At 62.8% G+C, this 15,506-nt stretch carries 14 protein-coding genes; 6 read left to right on the top strand and 8 right to left on the bottom strand.

Features of this window, described 5'->3' with window-relative positions; translation table 11 throughout:
* Nucleotides 1-224: 224 nt before the first annotated feature.
* Both M728_RS22840 and M728_RS22845 read left to right on the top strand, forming a co-directional pair.
* The gene (locus M728_RS22840; protein WP_026620948.1) at nt 225-1,217 is read left to right on the top strand and encodes a zinc-binding dehydrogenase; all 993 of its coding nucleotides are present in this window, start codon (nt 225-227) and stop codon (nt 1,215-1,217) included.
* On the top strand, nt 1,210-2,226 hold the full coding sequence (locus tag M728_RS22845; protein ID WP_026620949.1) for a Gfo/Idh/MocA family protein: 1,017 nt from the start codon (nt 1,210-1,212) through the stop codon (nt 2,224-2,226). The genes M728_RS22840 and M728_RS22845 overlap by 8 nt, the downstream gene beginning before the upstream one ends.
* Nucleotides 2,227-2,256: 30 nt before the next feature.
* Here the strand turns inward: M728_RS22845 and M728_RS22850 are convergent, their stop codons facing one another.
* Nucleotides 2,257-4,017, bottom strand: coding sequence for a hypothetical protein (locus M728_RS22850; protein WP_026620950.1), 1,761 nt, complete (start codon nt 4,015-4,017; stop codon nt 2,257-2,259).
* Between the two features lie 135 nt (nt 4,018-4,152).
* On the opposite strand from M728_RS22850, the gene M728_RS22855 reads away from it, so the two are divergent.
* The 3 genes from M728_RS22855 to M728_RS22865 all read left to right on the top strand — a co-directional run bounded on the left by M728_RS22855 (nt 4,153) and on the right by M728_RS22865 (nt 6,902).
* Nucleotides 4,153-5,256, top strand: a complete 1,104-nt coding sequence (locus M728_RS22855) for an inositol-3-phosphate synthase (protein WP_026620951.1) — start codon at nt 4,153-4,155, stop codon at nt 5,254-5,256.
* The gene (locus tag M728_RS22860) at nt 5,253-5,852 is read left to right on the top strand and encodes a histidine phosphatase family protein (protein WP_026620952.1); all 600 of its coding nucleotides are present in this window, start codon (nt 5,253-5,255) and stop codon (nt 5,850-5,852) included. Before M728_RS22855 ends, M728_RS22860 begins: the two co-directional genes overlap by 4 nt.
* Nucleotides 5,853-5,924: 72 nt before the next feature.
* The gene (locus M728_RS22865; RefSeq protein ID WP_026620953.1) at nt 5,925-6,902 is read left to right on the top strand and encodes a beta-xylosidase; all 978 of its coding nucleotides are present in this window, start codon (nt 5,925-5,927) and stop codon (nt 6,900-6,902) included.
* Here M728_RS22865 and M728_RS22870 read toward each other — a convergent pair.
* The 4 genes from M728_RS22870 to M728_RS22885 all read right to left on the bottom strand — a co-directional run bounded on the left by M728_RS22870 (nt 6,845) and on the right by M728_RS22885 (nt 10,357).
* The gene (locus M728_RS22870) at nt 6,845-8,266 is read right to left on the bottom strand and encodes a Coenzyme F420 hydrogenase/dehydrogenase, beta subunit C-terminal domain (RefSeq protein ID WP_026620954.1); all 1,422 of its coding nucleotides are present in this window, start codon (nt 8,264-8,266) and stop codon (nt 6,845-6,847) included. The two genes, M728_RS22865 and M728_RS22870, sit on opposite strands and share 58 nt — an antisense overlap.
* The gene (locus tag M728_RS22875) at nt 8,253-9,317 is read right to left on the bottom strand and encodes a polysaccharide pyruvyl transferase family protein (protein WP_026620955.1); all 1,065 of its coding nucleotides are present in this window, start codon (nt 9,315-9,317) and stop codon (nt 8,253-8,255) included. The genes M728_RS22870 and M728_RS22875 overlap by 14 nt, the downstream gene beginning before the upstream one ends.
* An 81-nt stretch (nt 9,318-9,398) precedes the next feature.
* On the bottom strand, nt 9,399-9,674 hold the full coding sequence (locus tag M728_RS22880) for a hypothetical protein (RefSeq protein WP_026620956.1): 276 nt from the start codon (nt 9,672-9,674) through the stop codon (nt 9,399-9,401).
* Nucleotides 9,675-9,802: 128 nt separating this feature from the next.
* On the bottom strand, nt 9,803-10,357 hold the full coding sequence (locus M728_RS22885) for a DUF1003 domain-containing protein (RefSeq protein ID WP_026620957.1): 555 nt from the start codon (nt 10,355-10,357) through the stop codon (nt 9,803-9,805).
* Between the two features lie 421 nt (nt 10,358-10,778).
* Here M728_RS22885 and M728_RS22890 point away from each other — a divergent pair, with 421 nt between their 5' ends.
* The gene (locus tag M728_RS22890; protein WP_034883680.1) at nt 10,779-10,934 is read left to right on the top strand and encodes a DUF3309 family protein; all 156 of its coding nucleotides are present in this window, start codon (nt 10,779-10,781) and stop codon (nt 10,932-10,934) included.
* A 144-nt stretch (nt 10,935-11,078) separates the two neighbouring features.
* Here M728_RS22890 and M728_RS22895 read toward each other — a convergent pair whose 3' ends face one another.
* The 3 genes from M728_RS22895 to M728_RS22905 all read right to left on the bottom strand — a co-directional run bounded on the left by M728_RS22895 (nt 11,079) and on the right by M728_RS22905 (nt 15,458).
* Nucleotides 11,079-12,110: a capsular biosynthesis protein gene (locus M728_RS22895; RefSeq protein WP_026620958.1), complete on the bottom strand. Its 1,032-nt coding sequence runs from the start codon at nt 12,108-12,110 to the stop codon at nt 11,079-11,081.
* 175 nt (nt 12,111-12,285) lie between these two features.
* Entirely contained in the window at nt 12,286-14,463 is a 2,178-nt protein-coding gene (locus M728_RS22900) for a hypothetical protein (RefSeq protein WP_026620959.1), read from the bottom strand.
* Nucleotides 14,460-15,458, bottom strand: a complete 999-nt coding sequence (locus M728_RS22905; protein ID WP_026620960.1) for a glycosyltransferase family 2 protein — start codon at nt 15,456-15,458, stop codon at nt 14,460-14,462. The genes M728_RS22900 and M728_RS22905 overlap by 4 nt, the downstream gene beginning before the upstream one ends.
* Nucleotides 15,459-15,506 lie beyond the last annotated feature (48 nt).

The following is a 15,506-nucleotide window of genomic DNA, read 5'->3' on the forward strand; positions in this document are numbered from 1 at the left end:
CCTTCTTCTATGACTTCTTCTTTGACATCTACATAGCTGCACAGGCGCTATCACAGAGGTACAAACCTCGCCGCGGGGCTCTGGTTCCAAAATTCGTCCCGGGAGCGCCAGGAACAAAAACCGCAAGATGAAGTTAAGTGCGGGACGCCGCGCCCTTTATCCAGTCTTCTCAATACGCTGCGCGCGCCGCTCTGCTGGGGCTTTTGAACGCGGGAGGAACAGGCATGAACCTATCGGTGCAGCCAAGGACCGACACGATGTCGGCGGCCGTCGTCACGGGCCCCGGCAAAGTTCGCATCGAGACTCTGCCACTGCCGCAGCCAGGACCCCGGCAGGTGCGGATCAGACTGGAGGGTTGTGGTGTCTGCGCCTCCAACCTCGTGCCCTGGGCAGGACCGGACTGGATGCGCTTTCCGACCGAACCGGGCGCGCTCGGCCACGAAGGTTGGGGCATCATCGATGCCGTCGGCGAGGACGTGCACGGCTTCAGGATAGGCGATCGTGTCGCGGCCCTCTCCTATCATGCCTATGCAACTCACGACATCGCCGACCAGACAGCGATCGCACCCCTGCCCGCGGCGCTTGCCGGTCAGCCCTTTCCCGGCGAGCCGCTCGGCTGCGCCTTCAACATCTTCCGGCGCAGCGCGATCAGGCCGGGAGAGACCGTGGCTATCATCGGTATCGGCTTTCTCGGGATCCTTCTGACGGAACTCGCAAGTGCCGCAGGCGCGCGGGTTATCGCGATATCGCGCCGACGTTCCTCGCTCGCTTCGGCCGAGTGCGTCGGCGCAAGCGACGTGATCGCGATGGACGACCATTGGCGGATCATCGAGAAGGTGAAAGAACTGACCGAAGGACGACTCTGCGACTGTGTCATCGAGGCGGTCGGCAAGCAATGGCCGCTCGATCTTGCCGGCGAGCTGACGAAGGAGAGAGGCCGGCTGGTCATTGCGGGCTATCACCAGGATGGCCCGCGCCAGATCAACGTGCAGCTCTGGAACTGGCGCGGCCTCGACGTGATCAACGCGCATGAGCGCGATCCCGCCGTCTACATGCGCGGCATCCACGAGGCGATCGAGGCAACCGTCGCGGGGCGGCTATCGCCCTTTCGGCTCTACACCCACCGATTTCCGCTCGAGCAATTGGGCGCGGCGCTCGACATGACCCGCGACCGGCCAGACGGTTTCGTCAAGGCGCTGGTGATCTACCATGAGTGAAGCAATGCAGCTTGCGACGGCTGTCAGTCGCCCCCGCGTCGGCTTTCTCGGGGTCGGAAGAATCGGTCTCCATCGCATGAGGGCGATCGTCGAAACCGGAGCAGTCGAGACGGCCGCGATCTTCGATCCCTCGCCGGAAATGGCTGCAGCGGCGAGCGAGTTGACGCCGCAGGCCGCCGTCGTAAATTCCCTCGAGGCTTTGCTCGATCAGCAACTCGACGGGCTGGTGATCGCCTCGCCAAGCGCGCTCCACGCGGCGCAGTCGATCGTGGCTCTGGAGCGAGGCGTGGCGGTTTTTTGCCAGAAGCCGCTCGGCCGCACGCGCGACGAGGCGGCGGCCGTCGTCGACACGGCCCGACACGCCGACAGGCTGTTGGGAGTCGATCTCTCCTATCGCTACACCGACGGGATGCGGCAGATCCGCGATCTCATCGTCTCGGGGGGGCTTGGCACCGTCTTCGCGGTGGATCTCACCTTTCACAACGCCTATGGACCGAGCAAGCCGTGGTTCTATGATAAGTCGCTTTCCGGCGGCGGCTGCGTGATCGACCTCGGCGTACACCTCGTAGACCTCCTCCTGTGGGTTCTTGGCTTCCCGGAGGTCGCCCGGGTCGAGAGCAGGCTCTTTTCCAAGGGCGCTCGCATCCGCCGCGACGGCGACGAGGTCGAGGACTATGCAGTCGCGACGCTCGAACTTACGAACGGCGTCATCGCCCGGATCGCCTGTTCATGGCATTTGCAGGCCGGATGCGATGCGGTGATCACCGCTGACTTCTACGGGACCGAAGGCGGTGCGAGCTTCAGAAACATCGACGGATCGTATCTCGACTTCACGGCCGAACGGTATCGCGGCACTGAGCGCCAGGTGCTGGCGCTTCCGCCGGACGCCTGGGGCGGGCGTGCCGCAGCGACCTGGGCGGAGCGCCTGGCTGCGGGGCATCGTTTCGATTCCGAGAATGAGTGCTTCGTAGCAGTGGCCGATGTCCTCGACAGTATCTACGGACGATAGACGGCTGCTGTCCTCCATCGCGCGACAGGGTCACGATCCGTCGCCGTCAATCCGGGTTGAGAGGCGCGTCGCATAGCGAGACGCCGCCGCCTCCAGCCGCGGAACTTCGTCGGCTGCGGCTGCGGGCTTTGCCGAGCTCCATAAGCCGAGCTGGAAGGCGAGATAGCAAATCTCGAACATCGCCTGCAGTTCGGCAGGAACGGCGCGGCAGCTTTCCCGCGACACAGCTGCGCTGAGGTCAGCCGCTTCCTGCTTCGAGAACTCGAATTCGACGCAGGCGCCCGCTATGTCCCAGGCGACATCCTGGCAACCGATGAGGTCGTGAGCGGCGCTGTGATCGAGCGCATCGGTTTTGATGAAGCGCTGCGCGCCCGTAACCAGCCACTCCCAGGAGTGAAGCCGATTGTCGGTGTCGACCGGCCGCACCACGCGGTCATAGTCCGGAGCACCGGCCAGCCGCTCCTTAAGCCGGGATGCAACCGCCGCCCCCAGTGCCTCTTCCGTATTCACCAGGGCCATCTCGGATAGTTCGGAAAGTGAGGCGCCGCCGGTTGCCGGTGGCGGCAGATGACGCGCTCGAAATCCGAGGTAGCGGCCGAGGTGGTCTATGAAGACCGCTCGGCGGAATTCTCCTGAAGCCATCGGTCGCGCAGGCACCCATTTCTGCACCAGGAAGCCGTGGCACAGTCCCGCGACCGGGGGTGTGAAGCCGTTTTCCGCAAGAAGACGGGCCTTGGCAAGCTTGCGTTCTCCGGCCTGTCCAAGCCCTGCGAATTTGACGAGCCATGCCCCGTCAGCCGTGTGTGCGAGGAATTTTCGCCGCTCGAACCTCGGATCGGCAGGCGGCCACGCCTGATGATCGCCGCAGAGGGCGTGGCGCCAGGCGCCGCCGGAAACATCTCGAAGCGGCTCGAGGAGCGGGCCGACAAGCCCGCTCACCCAGGTGGCGAGCCGGTGTACGGGCGAAGCTGCTCCAAACATAAGCTCATCCATCTCGACGACGTGGCGGGGCCGTGATGCCCAGCGTTCACGGTGAGCTTGGCTGGCTTGCGGTCCAAGTTCTCCCCTGTGGCCGGGAAAGAAATGGATGCGGTCTTCGCTGACGCCGTGCTCCAAGAGCCAATCAGCCACGCCGCCGAAGGAACTGCCCGAAAGGCCCGGCCCCTCGTCGGCAATCGCGAAGTCGGCGGTGGTGTCCTTAAGGAGTTGTCGCGAAAGCCGGGCACCGACCTCGATCGTTCTCCGGAAAGGATGACCGACCGGCCGTACGGTGACCGGGCTCCGTGCCCGGATGGCTGTAGCGACTGCAGCCGAAAGGCTTATGCCGATCGAGCGAATGCCGATAACAACGGTTTTTGCACCGAGCCCGGAGTGCCTCGCCGCCTCCATGTAAGCTTCCGGGTAGAGCGCGTAGAAGGCGTAGCCCTCCGCCTCCTTGATGGAGAGCGGCAACGGCGCCCGAAGCTCCTGGAGAAGTGCCCAAACACGCCTCGGCAGCGCCAAGGGACCGGAGAAGCTCTGGGACCAGGATGTGGCAACGAGCCGCGCCAACTCGAGGAGCAGAACACCAGAGTCTTCGCGCCTTGCCGATGTCTCGTCGGCCCTGAGAGCCTCGAACTCGAGATCCGACAGTCCCTGCACCAGTTCGCCGGCGCTAAGCAGTATGCCGACGAGTGCGGAATGGCGGTCGAGACCGGGCGGCTGGTGCTCGATCGCCCACAGCCGCTCGGCGATGGCCTCGCACAAGCTGTCGGCGCTCTCGCGCCGCTTCGGGTCACCATAAACGAGCATCGCCACGCCTCTTGCCCATTCGCGTTGAACGCGCGGCCGGCAAAATCGATCCGCGCCATACGTGCGCCAGAAGGGAACCATTCCGGCATGCGCGGGTTTGGCAGGGATTGTAGATGCTCGCAGGGAGTGGCGCAGATGGGATCGAGATCGATACGTGTCGGGCTTGCTGGGGTCGGAAACTGCGCGTCCTCGCTCGTTCAGGGGCTCACCTTCTATCGCGAAGCAAGGGAAGACGAGTCCGTCCCGGGACTGATGCATGTCAATCTCGGCGGCTATCACGTGCGCGATGTCGAAATCTCGGCCGCCTTCGACGTTGCCGCCTCGAAGGTCGGCCATGATGTGGCGGAAGCGATCTATGCCCGTCCGAACAACACCTTCCGCTTCGCGGACGTCGCTCCGACCGGTGTACGCGTCGAACGCGGCAGGACGCTTGACGGAATTGGGCGGTATCTGCGTGAAGAGATCGAAGAATCCGATGAACCCGTCGTCGACGTCGCCGAGGTGCTGCGGCAGACCGAAACGGATATTCTGGTTTCCTATCTGCCCGTCGGTTCAGAAGTCGCCACGCGCTGGTATGCAGAGCAGGCGCTCGCCGCCGGCTGCGGCTTCGTCAACTGCATCCCGGTCTTCATCGCGTCCGACAGAACCTGGCAGAAAAAGTTCGCCGAGCGCAGGCTGCCGCTGATCGGCGACGATATCAAGAGCCAGGTGGGGGCGACCATCGTGCACCGGCTGCTCGCCAATCTCTTCCGTGAACGGGGCGTGCGGATCGACCGGACCTACCAACTCAATTTCGGCGGCAACACCGATTTCCTCAACATGCTGGAGCGCCAGCGGCTCGAGTCCAAGAAGATCTCGAAGACGCAATCCGTCGTCAGCCAGATGGATATACCGCTTGCGCCGGGCGACATTCACGTCGGGCCGAGCGATCACGTGCCTTGGCTCGCCGACCGCAAGTTCGCCTACATTCGCGTCGAGGGGACGACCTTCGGCGGCGTACCCCTCAATGTCGAGCTGAAGCTCGAAGTCTGGGACTCGCCCAATTCCGCCGGCGTCGTCATCGACGCGGTGCGTTGCGCAAAGCTCGCCATGGACCGTGGCCTCGCTGGGCCGCTGATCGCTCCGTCGAGCTATTTCATGAAGTCTCCACCGCGCCAGTTCACCGATGCGGAGGCCCGCACGCGGCTCGAGGAATTCATCCTTGGGGAAACCGACGCGTTGAAGGGGGCAGCCGAGTGACGACCACGTTTCTTCTTGTGCGGCACGCCGCCCACGACAGGATCGGCAGCTTCCTGGCCGGGCGCACCGGCGACGTGCCGCTCGGCAGCGCCGGCCTCGAACAGGCCCAACGCTTGGCGGCGCGCCTCGCCCGCGAGGATATAGGTTCGATCTATGCGAGCCCGCGCAAGCGCACCCAGGAAACCGCAGCCGCGATCGCCGCCGCGGTCGAGATTGAAGAGGTGGCTACGGCCGAGGAACTTGACGAGGTGGACTTCGGAACCTGGTCCGGCAAGACCTTCGAAGTGCTCAATGCGGACCCGCATTGGCGGCAATGGAACTCCATTCGGAGTCTCATCCGCGCTCCCGACGGCGAGACGATGCTGGATGTTCAACGGCGGATTATGGAACTCGTCGCAGCACTGGCCATGGGCAGCAGCGAGAGGAAGATCGTTCTGGTTAGCCACGCCGATGTCATCAAGGCCCTGATCTGCCATGTTCTTGGCCTCTCGGTAGACGCCTGGCCCCGCTTCGACATCGCACCCGCCTCGGTCTCTGCAGTGGTGGTCGGCGATTGGGGAGCGAAAGTCCTGACATTGAATGAGGGCCTGTGCTGAGCGCGACGAACTCGAGGAGCCGCTCCATCCCGTAGACACCCGCCGGCCCTTTCCGGCAGCTCGGAGGTACTTATGATCGAAGCCGCCATGATCTGGAACGAACCCAACAACAAGTCGCATTGGGATCCTGAGATCGATCCAGACTGGAGTCGTTTTGCACACATGGCGAAGCTGGCGGCGGATGCGATTCACGATGTGAACCCGGGCCTCACACGCGTGCTCGGAGGCATTTCGCCGATCGATCCGGATTTCCTGGCGCTGATGAAGTCCCATGGCGTTCTCGACCATGTCGACGCGGTCGCCGCCCACGGCTTTCCGCTCGACTGGAATCTCTGGCAGATTCATGAATGGCCTCAGAAGATCGAAGAGCTTCGCGCCGTCACGGATTTGCCGATATGGGTCAGTGAGGTTGGCGTCTCCACCTTTGGTGCCGAAGAGGTGCAGCTTTGGGGACTGAGGAGAACCGCCGAACTGCTCAAGGGCAAGGTCGAGCGCATTCAATGGTACAGCCTCTACGACCTGCCGCGCGCCTGGCCGGCAACCACTCGGCACAAGGAGGCGGAGGGGTCTTCCTACTATCGGCATTTCTACATGGGCCTCCTGCGCGAGGACGGCTCGCCCAAGCCGGCGCTGGAGGAATTTGCGAAGCACACGCCTGATATCGGCTTGATGCAATGGTTCCATTTCGAGGATCACAGGCTTCTCGACGCCGTCAAATGGATGAAGCGGCTCGGAGTGACCTATCTGCGCACCGGCCTTTCCTGGGCCGACCGCTTCCGGCCCGATGCGCTCGCCTGGTTCGACCGCCAGATGGAAGCGCTCGAGGACTTCAATGTGACCGTCACCTTCTGCTTCACGCCGCAACACAGGGGCATTGCTCCTCACCATACGAGCGCCCCATGGGTGCCGGAGGAGTTCGCCGCCTTTTGTGCCGAAATGACGTCGCGCTATGCGCGCCCGTCAAAATCCCTCGACCTCATCGGCCGATCACCTCATTCTTCCCGCCAGCCGATGCGGCCCACGACCTTTCCGACCCAGCCACGCGAGTAGGTGACGCCCTGATAGAGGGCGAGCGACGCGGAGGCCCAGCCCATATAAAGCATTGGCAGATGCAGCACCCGGGCAAGCCAGAACACGCGATGGCTCCAGGCGCTGATCGAACTGCGCATCCAGTAGATCAGCATGCGCCGCGCCGCGAGGCCGGTGAACTTAGGTGCTACGCGCTTGACCGGCCTGACGCCTGAACGCGGCCAGCTCAGGCGGAAGGCGAGGCCCTCGCGCCGTTGCCTGAAACCAGCCGCCTGTGTCTGCACCACGAAGGCGCTGTCCACTTGCCGCAGCTCAAGCCGTCCCTCGCGGGCGGCGCGACTGATCAGACTGTGAAGGAGAGGAGAGCGGATAACGACGACATTCGTGCCCCGGCCATCGGAGGTATAAGGTTCCACCCAGGCATCGCCGAACGAAATATCGGCCGTTTCGGCGGTAATGTCGTCGCAGAAATTGCAAGCGGAATTCTGGAAGAAACCGGCGCCCCAGTCGCCGTCGACCAGATGCCACCAGTCCTTGCTTCGCGTGCTGCCGTCTTTCAGGCGCAGATGGGCCATGTACCAGTTCGCGGGCCTGCGGGCGTCCTTCAGCCGGTAGTCGACGCCCGACACCGTGCCGATCCGTTCGCCCATCTGCCAGGCGAAGCTCTCGACGAAGCGCGCGCTTTTCATGTGCCCGCAAAAGAGGCCGAGCGTGAAGGCGATGCGCTCGCGAAGCACTGCATCCCGCAGGCACAAGAGATGCACAGCCTTGACGAAACAAGGAATGCCAACAACCGCGTAGCGGCCGGGCCGGCGTCGCATTTCGTCGATGACCCCGGACAATTCCACGGGGTAGTAGCGCGATTTGGCGCCCTGGCGGAGGCCCTCTATCGTCCGCGAAATCCGGTACCGGAAATGGGGTTGGCGATTATCCTCGTCCTCGGCCCGTGGGACGACATGCGCAACGCCGTCCACCAGATTCTTTTCCAGGAGCTCGGCGGCTGTCCAGTTTGCCAGCCCGCCGGAGCTGCCGTCCGCCCTGAACGTGCCCTCTTCGACATGCCCGACATAGGCCGCCTCGAAGCGGCCGATCAGTGGATCGCTATGCCTTGCCGAAGGAAACTGGGCGGCAGCGATTTCGTCTTCGTTCCTGGAATGGGGAGAGAACGGGCAGATTTGACCGAATTGCCGCTGATCGTGACCTTCCGCATGGCGAGACCAGACCGGCTTGAGCTGACCGTAGCGATCGAAATGCATCGCCGCGATGCTTTCGTCCGACTGCGCCACACAGGCACCGCAACCGATACAAAGCCCCGATCTGCGCATCTGTCCGGGCGAGAGCGCAGCATCGTCCGACGGAGTCTTGAAGCGGTCAATCGAGGACATTTTCCAGATAACCCTGGGATTGTCGGCGGAGGCTCGCGAGCCGGCGCGCGATGGCGGGGTCCAATACATCGCCGAGAATGTCCGCATAGCTCCCCTGAGGCGTGTCGGCCGATACGAGATTTCTGTCGGCCCCCACCAAACGCGCGAGGTCGCGAATCTTGTTGGAACGGTAATCGGAAAGGACGCAGACGAACGGTTTGGCGTTCAACAGCGAGAACACGCAGCCATGAAAGAAATTCGTGGCAACGGCATCGGCATCGGCAATGAAGCCGGCGAAGTCATCGGGCCCCGCATCGATCCACTGTTCGTCGACCCAGTCGTTGCGATAGCCTATGCTGACGAGAGGGACAGAGCGGGACGCCGCCCATTGGCGGACTCCCGACTGGAACCAGCCCGGAAACGAATGGCCGTAGACTGCGACGTAAGGCGGGGTTCTTGTGGCTCCGCGGAACGGTGCGATCTTTTCCGGAAATTGAAGGCACGGATCAAGAACAAGCTCCGCCCGGCGTCCCAATATGCTCTCCACGATCGTTCTTGAATTGTCGTCACGCACGGAAATTCTGTCGAACTTACGCAGCCTGTCCGCCCAATGACTTTCGAGCCCGTTCGCGGCGGGATGGCTCCCGAAGGTCGCGGCATAGGAGACGACCCGCCGTGCAGCGAGGCCTTCGCCATAGAAAATGGGGTGCCCGCCATACCATGGGTGGCGCAGGTTCCAGACCTCGTCGCTTCCGACGACGACGAGATCATAGCTTTCGAGGTCGGGCGGCTCGTCGAGCGGAAAGGCTCGGCTCAGCGGGTATGTCGCAAAGGCCTCGATGAACTTCCTGATCTTCGAGGAATAGAGGGGCAGGTCCGACTGCGCCGTTCTCTTCGGCAGAAGCGGCTGCAGCGCGCAGCGCCACTCGGCGCGGTCGATGCGGCGGGAGCAATGATCGAGGACAACCGGATTGGCACCGAGCGAACGAAGACCGTCCACGAGACAGCGCGCCTGCCAGAACGATCCGTAGTTGATGCAGCGATGAAAGGTCAGGACACCCAGTTTGGGCAATGGCCTCTACCTCATGGTCCGTGTAGCGGTACACTCCGGCGCGCTTTCAGCATCGACCCGAGAGCCGGCCCCTTCGCCGAATCAGTCGAAGATGGTTGCCTTTGCGCCTTCGTATTCCCGCGCAAGCGCCTCGATTGCCGCCGACGCTTCTTTGAAGGTCCAGCCGGCATCTTCCGCCTTGTGGGCAAGATCGCGCAATTCGTCCGTCATCTCCCCGCCCATCGCGGCAACGATACTGTCTTGCGACGTCGCAGCCATATCGGACACTGCGGGCCTGAGAGCCGCGATGCAATCCGCCTGCCGCCCCGGGTAATTGGAAGCTTGCTGGGGCGGGGAAATCGCGTGTGAGTCCTCCATCTTTCTCTCCATCGCTGTCGGGGTGGTTTCTCTTGCAACGGAAGAGTTAATGACGAGCATCGGCAATTGTTCCTCGGTAGCTCGTTCCGGGAACGGGAAGCTGCCGACTTCCGCGGTTGAGCGCGGCCTTATTCCTTCGAGTTGTCCCCCTGCTTCTCCAGGCGCCTGAGAACCTCCTCCGGCGTAATTTCGGCAGCAAGCTCACCGACGCTTTCATCTGCAACCGTCTTGACCTCTAGCCGATTCGCTATCGCCGAAACGAGCGTCAGCAACTTGGTCGCCTCCTGCTCGGCCAGAAGCGATATCTGCAAATTGAGATCCGCGCGCTTGTCATCATCAGCGGCCATTCGGTTCTGGCTGATTAGGACAAAGGTCGAAATGAAGATTGCCTCCACCGAGGCGACCATAGCGAGAATCGCGAATGTCGGATCGAAGACGGGCACATTCGGAACGAGCCCGAGATTGGCGGCGATCCAGGAGCCGAAGATCAGCACATGCAGGTAGATGAAGGTCATGGAGCCCGCAAAATTGGTGATCTTCTCTGCGATCTTGTCCTGAACCGTTCTGTTCCGCTCGTCTTCCTGCCGCTGCTTCAGGATCGCGTTGATGTTGCGGTCGAGTCGGAGCATGCCCGGATCGGAAGGGGTCGAACGCTCCCTATCAGTGGTTCCTCCGGGCGTCATGGCGAACCTCACGCTCTCGACTTCGCACCTCGACGCCGCCGATCATCGACGGAGAAGTGTGCAACAGTCCTATCGACACGACTCGATCGCGCTATCGCAAACACGCCAGGATCGGCAAAGTTCCGCTGCCGCGCGATCCTTCACGCCGCTGCGAGGGCCGACGGCGGTATCAGTAAAGGATAGTCTCCGGTCACGTTCAAAAAAGGCCGGTCGCCTATTTAGACCGAAGTCAGCAAGAAGCTTGAAGTCTTGAGGCGCGAAGACAGCGCGCCCGGGCATCATCCGCCCCGAGGCTTTCCCCTCAGGAAGCGCGATCTGCAATCTCTGATAGGGTTCCAATACGCAATGGCGGCTCCTCTTTCGGAACCAACCGACATGCCTGGGCATTCAAGCTTAGTACCTCTCGCGTGGAGACTTGGAGATGCTTGGCACCGTACTACTGATCATCCTTATTTTGTTGCTGATAGGTGCGTTTCCGACCTGGCCGTATTCAGCGAACTGGGGCTATGGCCCATCCGGTTTGCTGGGGGTCGTGGTCGTCATACTATTGATCCTCGTCTTGATGGGGCGAATCTAACGCCCGTCGCCCAGGAGTGGTTTTGGGCGACGACATGAACAGCAACAAGGATTCAAAGCGCGCCGCTGGCGCGCTTTGAAATCGATACGAGCGTTCCGGTCGAGGACGTTCGGCTTTTCCAACGCATCGATCGATGAGGCGGCACTATTGCCGGCCGGCTTGGCCGAGCTCGGCGATCAACAGGTCGATCGCCGCGAATACGTCGATCGGCTCCCAATTGGCCGGGTTCCGGTAACTCGGATAAAGCCCAAGTGCGGCCACCGTAAGCTGATCGACGGAGGGCCGTGCGCTCGCGCGTCGCGCCAATGCGGGCTCGGCGGCAACGCCGCCTCTGTCCTCGGTCAATCCCCAGCCGGCATAGAAGGGCACGGCGTAGCAACGCACCGGTATGCCGCGCATGAGGGCGTCGAAGCCCACCTGACTGGAGACGGTCCAGACCTCGTCGACGACATCGAGGATCGAGGCGACGGACACTTTGTCGGCGAGCAGCACGACGCCTGTCGTCCTCGCGGCACGTTCAGTGATGTAGCCTTTGCGATAGCCCGCCATCACGTCCGGGTGCGTGCGCACGACGCATTGCGCTCCGCTCGCAAGCGCATCGTTCAGCATGCAATCGAAGGACCGGCGGCTGCCGAGCGCCCGCTCCACCGAAACGTCGCCGAGAACTTGGTCGACGAGAAGGATTCGCGGGCGACGGCTCGGCTCGATCACCGGCTGGCGATGCGGCAGGTTGTTGTATTTCGACAATTTGTGCCAAACCATGCGCTCGCGGATGCGCTTCCCCGTGATCTCCTCGCTGCCGCACGCGGCTGCGGCAATAAGCAGCTCCAGGCGCGAAGCCCGGCCGGCGTCCACCGGCAATGCCATGTCATCGGCGATGATCGAAACCGGCGCTCCCCCGTCCTTGCCTAGGCCCACCGAACGCAGGAAACCGTCCTCCAGGTGCCAATGCGGCAATCGCCGCGTGCGGGCGACCGCCATCGCCGTCTTCGCGGGAATGCGCCCGCCCCAGGAAACGACACCTTCGATGCCGGGCGACAACGTCGAGGCAAGCGGCTGGTCGCCGAAATAGCGGTCGAGCCAAGGAAGAGCCCGGCGCACGAAAAACGTCGCGCCGAGCCTCGTTCCAGGCCGCGGCCACCAGGCCTTGCTCGCCGCCTCGGGCAGGCTGTCCATCGCTTGCAACACTTCTCCGCCTTACGCTCCTTCGTAAAGGCCAGAGCGGCATGCGGACGGGAATACCGCTCCGCGCACTCTGGTCGCGCGGATCAGAAATCAGGTTGAGCCGGGAAATGCAATGATCAATGCGACCGCCAATCGGCACTTCACAGCCGTAACGACCGTCTCGCAATCAGCCGTCGTCCTCGATTTCCAGGAGAAAATAGGTGGTCGGCCCGTACGCGGTATCGTTCGACAGCCGGAACGCGATCGGGCCGCTGCCGCTCTCGACCGGCGGGTAAAGGGTGCCGTCGAGGCCCACTGGCGAGACGTTCCATGTCGCTGCTACCCGCGAAAATGCAAGATCGACATAGCCTTTCCGGATTTGCACAGGCAATTCGCCGAAATCCTCGATGACCTTCTCCTCGCTGTCGCGAAAGATCATGCCGGTGTTTTGCGCGTCGGTCGCGAAGATCACGAGCAAGCGCCGGCTTGTCGAAATGCCGCTTTTCGCGTCGAGCGACGAGACGCCGACGAGCCCGTTTCCATCCGCCTGCTCAATGCGCATAACCCCGAGATCGAGCGGCTCTCGCAGCGACGAGAAAGCGGCAGCCTCCGTCATCGGCGTTGAGACCCGAAGCTGTCCCGCCTGGCGGTTGAGCAGGATCTCACCTGTATCGCTCTGATAAAGTCCTTTTTCGATATCGGTGCGATTGTCCGATGCGAGCGTGCCGCGGTCGCGCAGCGCCGCTAGAATCTCTGTCGCATTCTGCACACGCGGCTGAGTGGCGCCGATCTCGCCGTCGAACCGGTCTTCGAGCTGTAAACCGATGCGCCCGACGAGCGCCAGATCGGTCAGTCGCTCCGGCTCGCGTGCCTGCATGTCCTCGCTTAAGTCCTCCTCGCCGCGGACAGCGAAGGGAATGCTGATAGCGGAGCGCGCGACGTCGCCGCGGCGAAAGACAAGGGCACTAAGCGTTTCGCCGGCGCGTGCCACCGGATCGAGCGCGATTGCGTAAGGAAGCATCGCCCTTTTGTGCGGATAAGGTTCGCCATAGGAAAGCGCGATCGGCCCGTGGCCGTGCCGACAGAGCACGTCCCAGCCCTGCAGGCCCGCGTAAACCGGCATGACCAGCCCCGCCTCGTAGCGGTAACGGTTCCAGAAGAGGTGGTCGTATTCGCTGACGATGAAGGGCTTTCCGAGCCAGCGCGCTGCGGCGATCATCCGCATATAGTCGACGCCGTCGGCGAGCGAACTGACCTGGCGGAGCGCACTGCCCGGAGAATAGCCGCCGACCCAGTCGTGATAGGTGTTCATGGTCACGGCTTCGACATCGCGCCGGCTGAGCGCGGTCTGCACCGTCGGCCAATTGTTGTAGGTGCTGATCAGCCCCTCAAATCCGAGATCGCGCAGGACCTCGCTCATCCGCGCGGCCGATTCCCGTTCAGTTTCAACGAAGAAGGCTTGGAGATCGCGCATCCGCGGCCCGTCGGCATAGCGATCCGCGGGGAGCTTCACGGTGCCTGATTCGAGCCGTTCGTCGTAGCCGAGGTCCCCCCAGGCTTTCGCAAGTGCCTCCGTCGAGCCGTAGCGCGCCGCAAGCCACCGGTTGAACGGTGCCGCAAGCGCGTCGTCGTATGCAGGCTTGCCGGGCCGCTCATGCACGACGGCGTCGAATTCGATGCCGTTTTCATTGGCGAGGATCACGAGCGCCAACGCATCATCGCGGATGGTTGCAATCCCCGTGTAGGGATTGACGCTCGCGAGGAATTTCTCCTGCAACCTTGCCCAGTGCGCAAAGGCTTCGTCGTCGAGATGCAGCCGGAGCTTGAGATCGCCGTTCGCATCCCAGCGATCGTCGTGGCCGCCATAGGCGCCGCGCCCGGAAGAGAGCCCGTCGATGATCCAATAGATGCCGTTGCGCTTCAGCGCCGCGAGCAGGTAGTGGACACGGTCAAGCGTTTCGGGATCGAAGTCGAAATCCGTCTGCCTGCCGAACATCAGGCTGGCGTCGAGGAAGTGCAGCCTGGCGATATTGTAGCCATGCATCGCCAGTTGGCGCGCGTAGCGGTCGGCGCCGTCATGATCCGGGAAGCCGCCCGATGCCGGGCTCCAGGCGAGCGAGGCGCAAAGCATTCTGACCGGCTTTTCGGGCGCCTTGGCGAAGGCCAGACTGCCGTCCGAGCCGGCAATGAGCCGGTGATCCGCGTCGATCACACCGTTCGGGAGAATGGACGAGAAATCGAGCGGACTGCCGGCGCTCACTTCGAGCGAAACGTCGCGAACGGGCACCCATTGGTCTGCGGCATGCACCTGCGAAATCAGCCAGCCGAAAAGCGCCGCTGCCGCAAGCAGTAAGCGCGTGCTCATGCCGGTTTTCCGAGAAGCCTGCTCTCGATGGGGTCGCTGGGCTGCCGCCGGCTTCTGAGCAGGCCGACGGGCAAGGCGGCAGCGTGGAAGAACCAGGCGACGACCGTGTAAAGGCCCATACCGAAGCTTGCCTTCTTCACGCTCACAAGCAGGAGAACACCGGCGAAGATCGCGCAGACCGAGGCGAGCGCCATGAGCTTGTCGGCCAGGAACAGGACCAGTCCGAGGGAAACGAGCCACCAGAGATAGACGAGCGCCCAGAGCTTCAATTCCGGCAGTTCCCTGAGCACCTGGAGGAAATAGGGTTTGCCGAGAGACGCCCGCAGGAGTTCCCCGATGCCGTAGAGATACTTGCTTTTCCAACGGCGGAAGAGGAGCCGGTACGAATTGACCGTGTGGCCGAAGTGCTGGACGAAGCGGCGGTCGAGACGGTGGAGCCCCCAGCCGGCGCTTCTGAGACGAATGCCGAGATCGAACTCCTCGTAACCGTGGAGGTTTCGGTCCGAAAAGTAGCCGACAGCCTCGATGGCGCTGCGCCGATAGAGCCCGCCGCCGTTCATGCGATCGATCGATCCGATACGGTTCTCGGGCGCATGGCGGCCGACCCGCCGGGCGAATTCGAGATTGGAAACGAGCATCTCCTCGACGTGCCCGGTGACGCCTGCGACGGAGGGATTGTCGGCAAGGAAGCGCACGGCCTCATCGAGAAAACCTCGATCGAGCAGCATGTCACCGTCGACGAGGCAGATGTAGTCGCAGCGGGAATACTGAAAGCCGAGCTGAGGACCGATGCCGCAGCTCGGAAGCGCCGGCGGCGTGATCTGCGCGATGACGACGGGATATTGCGAAGCGATCTCGACCGTGCGGTCGGACGATCCGCTGTCGGCGACGATGACCTCGCCGCCCCTTCCATCGAGCGCCGCAAGCGCACTCTCGATTGTTGCCGCGATACGCTTCTCTTCGTTCAACGTTTTGATAATGATGGATATCGTCAAGAGAGCCCCCAGGTCGGCAAGACATTGCAGCGCTGAAATACCCGTATT

Origin of the sequence: Ensifer sp. WSM1721, assembly GCF_000513895.2 — a bacterium.
Taxonomy (GTDB): Bacteria; Pseudomonadota; Alphaproteobacteria; order Rhizobiales; family Rhizobiaceae; genus Sinorhizobium.